At 41.5% G+C, this 7,878-nt stretch carries 5 protein-coding genes; 2 read left to right on the forward strand and 3 right to left on the reverse strand.

The window, feature by feature from the left end:
* The 3 genes from V7K49_RS20565 to V7K49_RS20575 all read right to left on the reverse strand — a co-directional run.
* Positions 1-778 (reverse strand): hypothetical protein (locus V7K49_RS20565; RefSeq protein ID WP_335207167.1); only part of this gene is annotated, 778 nt, incomplete at its 3' end.
* A gap of 395 nt (positions 779-1,173) precedes the next feature.
* Positions 1,174-2,319: a glycosyltransferase family 4 protein gene (locus V7K49_RS20570; RefSeq protein ID WP_335207168.1), complete on the reverse strand. Its 1,146-nt coding sequence runs from the start codon at positions 2,317-2,319 to the stop codon at positions 1,174-1,176.
* A gap of 164 nt (positions 2,320-2,483) precedes the next feature.
* Entirely contained in the window at positions 2,484-3,656 is a 1,173-nt protein-coding gene (locus V7K49_RS20575; protein ID WP_335207169.1) for a glycosyltransferase family 4 protein, read from the reverse strand.
* Between the two features lie 554 nt (positions 3,657-4,210).
* Here V7K49_RS20575 and V7K49_RS20580 point away from each other — a divergent pair.
* Positions 4,211-6,427, forward strand: coding sequence for a hypothetical protein (locus tag V7K49_RS20580; RefSeq protein WP_335207170.1), 2,217 nt, complete (start codon positions 4,211-4,213; stop codon positions 6,425-6,427).
* A gap of 888 nt (positions 6,428-7,315) precedes the next feature.
* The coding region (locus V7K49_RS20585) for a pentapeptide repeat-containing protein (protein ID WP_335207171.1) at positions 7,316-7,878 on the forward strand (563 nt) is incomplete at its 3' end.

A 7,878-nucleotide genomic window follows, 5' to 3' on the forward strand; every position in this document is an offset into this window, starting at 1 on the left:
TGCTCGTGGATGTCTGGTTGCCCTTGGCATCATAAGTAGAGGTTTGGACAGAATCAACTTTGCCGTCGCCGTTGTAGTCACTGCTCGTGGATGTCCGGTTGCCCTTGGCATCATAAGTATAGGTATCGACAGAATCAACTTTGCCGTCGCCGTTGGTGTCACTGCTCGTGGATGTCTGGTTGCCCTTGGCATCATAAGTAGAGGTATAGACAACATCAACTTTGCCGTCGCCGTTGGTGTCACTGCTAAAGGATGTCCGGTTGCCCTTGGCATCATAAGTATAGGTATAGACAACATCAACTTTGCCGTCGCCGTTGTTGTCACTCCTAAAGGATGTCTGGTTGCCCTTGGCATTATAAGTATAGGTTTGGACAGAATCAAGTTTGCCGTCGCCGTTGTTGTCAGTGCTCTCGGATGTCAACTTGCCCTTGGCATTATAAGTAGAGGTTATGACATAATTAAGTTTGCCGTCGCCCTTGTCGTCACGGCTAAAGTATGTCCGGTTGCCCTTGGCATCATAAATATCGGTTAGGACATAATCAATTTTGCCGTCGCCGTTGATGATGTCATTGCTCTCGGATGTCAACTTGCCCTTGGCATCATAAGTATAGGTTTTGACAGAATCAACTTTGCCGTCGCCGTTGTCGTCAATGCTCGTGGATGTCAGATCATAGCGGTAGGTAATAACTGAGTCTATTATCCCATCAGTGTTGTTGTCTGTCCTCTCAGATATCACTTTGCCATCGACATCGTAAGTGTAAGTTGTGGTTGATGTCATAAAATTAGTGTTCTTTATCTGTTTGATTCCACTTGTGTACTGCTATGTGTTTTCATCACACATCGCTATGTTCTGCAAAATCTTTTTATCTACCAAGTCTGGGTAATTAAATGTATTTTTGCTACATTAGTCACAATAATGATATAATATGAATTTTTTTAAGTCAATCTTGTTAATCACATTATTTATATGACATACATTATTGCTAACTTAACCAACTTGCTATACTCATTCCCAGGGAAACGCAAAGTTTTTAAATTCCATCCGCTGGAAACTTATCCCCCACGGGTGGAGAGGCTTTGAAACCTAGTAGGTAGAGGCACACAATTACAGCTAGCTGTGCGCCCCTACGAATTGTCTGTACTCCACGCAATTTAAAACCTCTATATGTCTATTTAAGCGGACGTGATATGAGACAGCAGTTGAGCAATTTGCTGATTAATAATTGCGATATCAAAACGCTCACTAGCAATAATCCTGGCATTCTTGGCTATAGTTGCAGTTATTTCCATCTCCTGAAGACAGGTGATAATTACTTGTGCAAGTTCCTGGGCTTCTCCTGGTGTCATTAGAAAACCATTAAATCCATGTTCTACTAATTCCATCACACCCCCAGCTTTTGCTGCAACTACAGGTTTTCCAGATAGCATTGCCTCTACAATCACTCTACCAAACGGTTCTGGGGAAGTAGAGGTATGTGCCACTAAGTCACAAGCTGCCATTAACTGGGGAATATCAGAACGAAATCCTAAAAATTTGACACGGTTTTCTAGTCCCAGTTGGGCAACTTGTTGGTGTAATTTTTGGACATAATCTTGTTCGCCAAACAGTGCATCACCCACTAAAATTGCTGTCACCTCTTGCGGACATTTGGCAAGGGCATCAATTAAAATATGCTGCCCTTTCCAAGGTGCAAGACGGCTAAAGTGTCCGACTACAAATTTTCCTGATAATCCTAACTGTTGCTGTAATTTCTTAATATCAGATTCATCAGTTCGATAAATTTTTGGGTCAAAGCCGTTATAGACAACTTCGATGATGTCTGAGCGTCCTCCTGCTTGCACAAACGCTGTTTGACTAGCTTGGGAATTAGCAATTATTAATGATGCAAAACGATTAGCTAAGTTAACAGCAATGCGAAGATTTGTTTTGCTAAAATGTTCTTTGGAAAGAATATCATGTAAATGATAAACTAGAGGGCGACGACTGAAAAAACTTGCTAATGCCCCTACAACTAATGCTTTTTGGGTATTGGCATAGATTAAATCATATTCACGTGCTTTTTTAACTACCTTAGTAATCAAAGGTGCAAGTTGTCCCAGACTCTTTAATCCTTGTACCAAACTGCTTTCTTTGTGAACTTCGATTGCTTGAGTTGCGAGAACTTCTACTGGGATATGATTTTGCTGTAGTAAATCTTTAAATGGCCCATCTGCAAATAAACCTACCAAAGCACAAGCGCCATATGGTTTAGCAATATCTATTAAACATAATTCGGCACCGCCTGGTTTACCACTTTGGTCTAAGAAAAGAATTCTCATAAAACCTCTAGTTTATCTAATTTGACTCACGTAGCACCTTTAACATCTATTACAATCCTAAATGAGTCGTAAAAATCTCCGATTCCTCTCTCTGCGCTCTCTGCGCCTCTGCGGTTAATTTATTTTTACAAATGATTTAGGACTGCTATATTACAATCACTTGTTTAAGCTAATAAAATATTCCGTACTTGTTGGGCAATTTGATTCCAGTCATAGTGTGTGGTGGCGTAATGGCGACAAGCTACACGTGAAGGCATGGGGATATTTCCCAAAAGTACTTGTTCTAATTTTTCAGCAATAGCTGAGGCTACTGTTGAAGTAGTAATTAAATCGGGTGAAAATTGTGATAAAATTTCTGGCATTCCCCCAACTGGGGTACATAAAACAGGAGTACCACAGGCTAGAGACTCGACTATTACTAATCCAAATCCTTCAAAAGATTGACTAGGCATGACACTTAATTCAGCAGCTTGGTAAGCTATAGGTAATTGCTCATCAGGGAGAAAACCTAAAAATTTAACGTTGTCGTCTAATCCTAATTCTGTAGCCTGTTGTTGTAGTGCAGCTTGGATGTGACCACGACCTGCGATCGCTAGCCAAACATCTGGTATTCTGGGCTTAATTATAGCCAGTGCCTGCAATAATTTGTCAATTCCGGTTCGATGTACTAAGCGGCGGGATGTAAATATGATCCGGCGATTACTAGGCCAGCCTAGCTTTGTACAAGCTTCCTGGGGTGATAAATTTGGTTGAAACCAGTTAATATCAACTCCACCAGGAATAACATTAATTTTGCTCCACGGTACTTGATATTTATCATGTAAAATTTTACCAAATGCTTTGCTCAAAACAATGAAGCGATCGCAGCGATTATAAGTGTTTTGTTCTATTAACCAGTGTTTGATCAAAAGACTGAGATTTTTATTAACTACCTCTTGCTGACTTTCAGAAGCCCAAGGTCCATGAAAGTTAAAAGTAACTGGTACTCCCTTTGGTAAAATATCTAAAATCGGAAAGCTATATAATGCAAAGTGCAAATTAATAGCATCTGGTTTGCTTGTTCTTGTTTTTTGGAAGTTAGTGCGAATCGACCATAATCTTTGCCAAATAGCACTATCAACAGAAGCCAAGTTAGTCAGCTTAATAGGCGAATTTATTTCAGCCTCTGGTAGACCGACTCCACATAATTCAACCTCGTCTTTATTTGCTGCCAATTTATGAGTTAATTCATAAATATACCTTTCTAATCCTCCAGGGCTTTTGGGAAACCAGCCTAATCCAAGGGTGAGAATAGATGCAGATGATGAAGCAAAACTTGTTTCTTTATTACCTTCCATCAATGTGTCTCCTATAAATGTATTAAAACAGTAGGGACAATTCATGAATTGCCCTAACAGCGTGTTTGTTATATCCCAACCTGAATTACTAAAATTTACGAATACACATTACAAATAAGAGTTTTTTCTAGAACACCAATTTATAAACTATTTATATGTAAACGTCAACAATGAATTTAAGCCTGTGTTTTTATTAACTAAAGAACACTGATGGCGATATATATGATTCCTGCCAGCAAACAAGCTAAGTGGTAGACAGGGAAAGAAAAAAATCAATATCAACTATTTTAGGAATAAACAATTTTGTATTAATATTTACAATTTGTGCTTTGATAAAAGTAAATATTGATACATAGGAAAAATTGGCTAAAATAATGTTATTTTGATAAAGTTTCTGTGAATAGGATTTTTGAATCTAGATTGTTTGTTATTGATATTTAATCAGATGCCGTATCCCTAAATAATTTGTATCTTATCCAGTTGAAAATAGTTAAATTTTGTACGGATTTTATAAATAGTGATTGTATATAAATAATTAAAAGCTTAAAATTTATATGAGAAATAAATTACTGACGCAGTTAGTAAAACTTCGTCACCAGCTAAATCAGCACATCAAAAAACTATCTAAGATTAGATATTTACAAAGAAGTAAAACTTTCAACTTTTTACTCAGTCTGACTGCTGGAGCAATTGTTACTACCATTGGAATTACAACAGACTGGGCGATAACTGGAACACCCACACTCACGTACAAAACATCGTGGATAGGTAATACTTTTGGCAGTGGAAATCTGCGGGTACAAAACAATATTGAGGCAATGTATGTTGCCCCTGATGGCACAGTTTATACCAATAGCCATTGGGATGAGGCGGGAATGGAGGCAGCCATATATAAGGATGGTAAAGTTATTGGTGCTATTGGGGATACTCACGGCTGGAGTCGTGGAGGTGGCAAAGCTGTAACAGCAAATAGTAAATATATTTACATTGCCATGACTCAGGGTTCGAGGGGTAAAACAGATGAAGATTACCCACCTGAAGGAACAACTTGGCATTGCGTTAGACGCTATGACTTGTCGGGAAAACCTGCGCCGTTTCCCAATGGGCGTGGCTGGGATAAAAGTATGTTAATTACCAGCACTAAAAATGAAATCACTGGATTAGCAACTGTGGAAAGCGAGTTGTATGTGAGTGATTCTGCTGCTAATCAAATTCGTGTCTATGATCCTGATACGATGAAGGAACTCCGCAGCTTTACCGTTGCTAATCCGGGAGCAATAACTATTGATCCACAAAAAAATCTCTGGATTATTCAAAGCAAAAATGGTAGTAATCCTGCCAAGATTCTCCATTATTCCCAGAGTGGAAAGCAATTACCCCAAGAGATTGCAGATATTGTTGAACCAACAGCGATCGCAATTGATCATCAAGGTAAGCTGTTAGTGGCAGAAAATGGGCCGCGTCAGCAAATGTTGATTTATGATATCAAAGATCAGCCCGTGCAGGTGGGTAGTTTTGGCTCTAAAGGCGGTATCTATGCAGGAGTTCCTGGTGAAGTTCGAGATTTGAAACTTTACGGACTTACTGGAGTCGGTACAGATACTTCAGGGAATATCTATATAAATAGTGATGGTTTCAACAAATCAGGAACAGATTTGCGGAAATTTTCGCCATCGGGAAAACTAATCTGGCGATCGCTGGGATTGATATTCGTCGATAATGCAGATGCTGATCCTAAAACTGATGGTGTAGATTTATTCACCAAACAAGAACACTATCTGATGGACTACAGTAAGCCTGCTGGTAAGCAATGGACTTACAAAGCCTACACTTTAAATGGTTTCAAATATCCTCAAGATCCACGACTGCATACATCGCCAGATGGAACCTTTGTTCGCCGCATCAAAGGAAAGCCGTTTTTGTACCTCACAGATATGTATAACAGCTTTCTGCAAATATATCGTTTTAATCCAGCCACAGATGGCAAAATTGCGATCCCAGCCGGAATGTTTGTCGGTACCAATAGCGCCGATAAACCATTTCTCACCGGGAATTGGCCACCGGATCAACCAAAAAAAGGGGAATGGATCTGGCGCGATCGCAACGGTAATGGCAAATTTGAAAAGAACGAATATGATACCAGCAAAGATTATCCCTATATCGGCGGATGGTGGGTAGACAGCAAAGGAGATGTTTGGAAAGCTTTGCGAACCCAAGATGGCATTCGCCACTATCCTTTACAGGGAATAGATGCTAAAGGCAACCCCATCTATAACTATAGTTTGATGCAGAAGCAAACTACTCCCAAGATATTTAACGACTTGCGGCGGCTGGAATATTTCCCGGAAACAGATACCATGTATTTGTCAGGCTTCACAGTAGATCACCCTGCATTCGGTGACGATACTGGAGTTGTTGGTTCTGAGATTGCCCGTTTTGACAATTGGAATCAAGGTAATCGTACTCCCAAATGGCGGATTGTAATTCCCTATGACACCACTGGCAAACATGAAGTGTCTACGGCTGCGATGAGTGTGGCGGGAGATCATGTATTTGCCGTGACGGTTAAAACCGCAGAGGTACATGTCTATAATGCTAAGACGGGAGTGCAAGTAAAACAGTTTAAACCAGGCCCAGAAGTTGGCAGCGAAAGTGGCTGGATTGATATACCCTACGGTATCCGCGCTTTTCGGCGTTCCAATGGTGAGTATTTGGTATTTGTGGAAGAAAATTGGAAAGGAAAAGTGATTATGTATCGGCTGGCGGGGTAAGTATTTATATTATGTCCGCTTGATTAGTTATTAAACTCCAAGAACTGATTAACTGAGGTTTTAGCGTCAGTTTTACCCCACCCTAACCCTCCCCTTGGCAAGGGGAGGGAACAAGAAATCTTGTTTTCCCTCCGAAGATTGGGGAGGGAACAAGAAATCTTGTCTTCCCCGCGAAGATTAGCTACGGTGTACACACAAGTTATCGAATCACTACCAGCCCTCGAATTACCCCACCCTAACCCTCCCCTTGTAAAGGGGAGGGAATGAGAATCTCTTGTTTCCCCCCTTTCCAAGGGGGGATTAAGGGGGGTAATTCGACTTGTGTGTACACCGTAAGACTGTGGGGAGAGGTTCTTTTATTATGGGTAATTTGGCGGACATGATATTGCAGTAATAAGGAGGGAATTAGAGCAAGCTTTTTTACCTGCCTCAAATGTTGCGGGATGGGGAAGGTTAGAAAGAAAATTTATGCCGTCTGCAATGGGACGGGCACAATACGCATAATCTAAATTATCTAGAGTGAAGCCATAACGCACCCTACTTAAGATTTACTCTGTTAACGAGTCTTTGATACTCGTGAACGAGTCTTTGAACTCCGTCAACGAGTCTTTGATACTCGTGAACGAGTCTTTGAACTCCGTTAACGAGTCTTTGATACTCGTGAATGAGTCTTTGATACTCGCCAACGAGTCTTTGATACTCGCCAACGAGTCTTTGATACTCGCCAACGAGTCTTTGATACTCGCCGACGAGTCTTTGATACTCGCCGACGAGTCTTTGATACTCGTGAACGAGTCTTTGAACTCCATTAATGAAAAATATCTAACTTTTCCTGAATTTACAGGGGTGAACGTGTAGTAAGATTTGCTCACCCCCGTAAAGTGGAACATGGCTTTAGACTTCTCCGGTCAAAATCTCCGAGGACGCAACTTCAAAGGACAAGACCTTGCGGGTGCAAACTTTAGCTATGCCGACATCCGAGGGGCAAACTTCACCAACGCTAACCTGACAGGGGCAAACTTCAGCCATGCCAAAGCTGGACTGCAACGACGTTGGGTAATTGGTTTAGTTATTATCTCATTCTTATTGTCGGGACTGTCAGGATTTCTCTGGGCTGTCAATGGTTACTTGGTGTCGCTGATATTTAACTTATCTAATGTGAACCGAATTGCGGGCTGGGTTGCTCTAATTACATTGATTGTCTTTTTGGTCATCACGATTCGCCAAGGAATAATAGCTGGTTTAGGAGCCGTCGCCTTCGCCGGAGCCTTCGCCTTAGCCGGAGCCGTCGCCGGAGTCAAAGCCGGAGCCGTCGCCTTCGCCGGAGCCTTCGCCTTCGCCGGAGCCTTCGCCTTAGCCGGAGCCTTCGCCTTAGCCGGAGCCTTCGCCTTAGCCGGAGCCTTCGCCTTAGCCGGAGCCTTCGCCTTAGCCGGAGCCTTCGCCTTAGCCGG

This window comes from Nostoc sp. (assembly GCF_036919675.1).
Lineage (GTDB): Bacteria > Cyanobacteriota > Cyanobacteriia > Cyanobacteriales > Nostocaceae > Nostoc.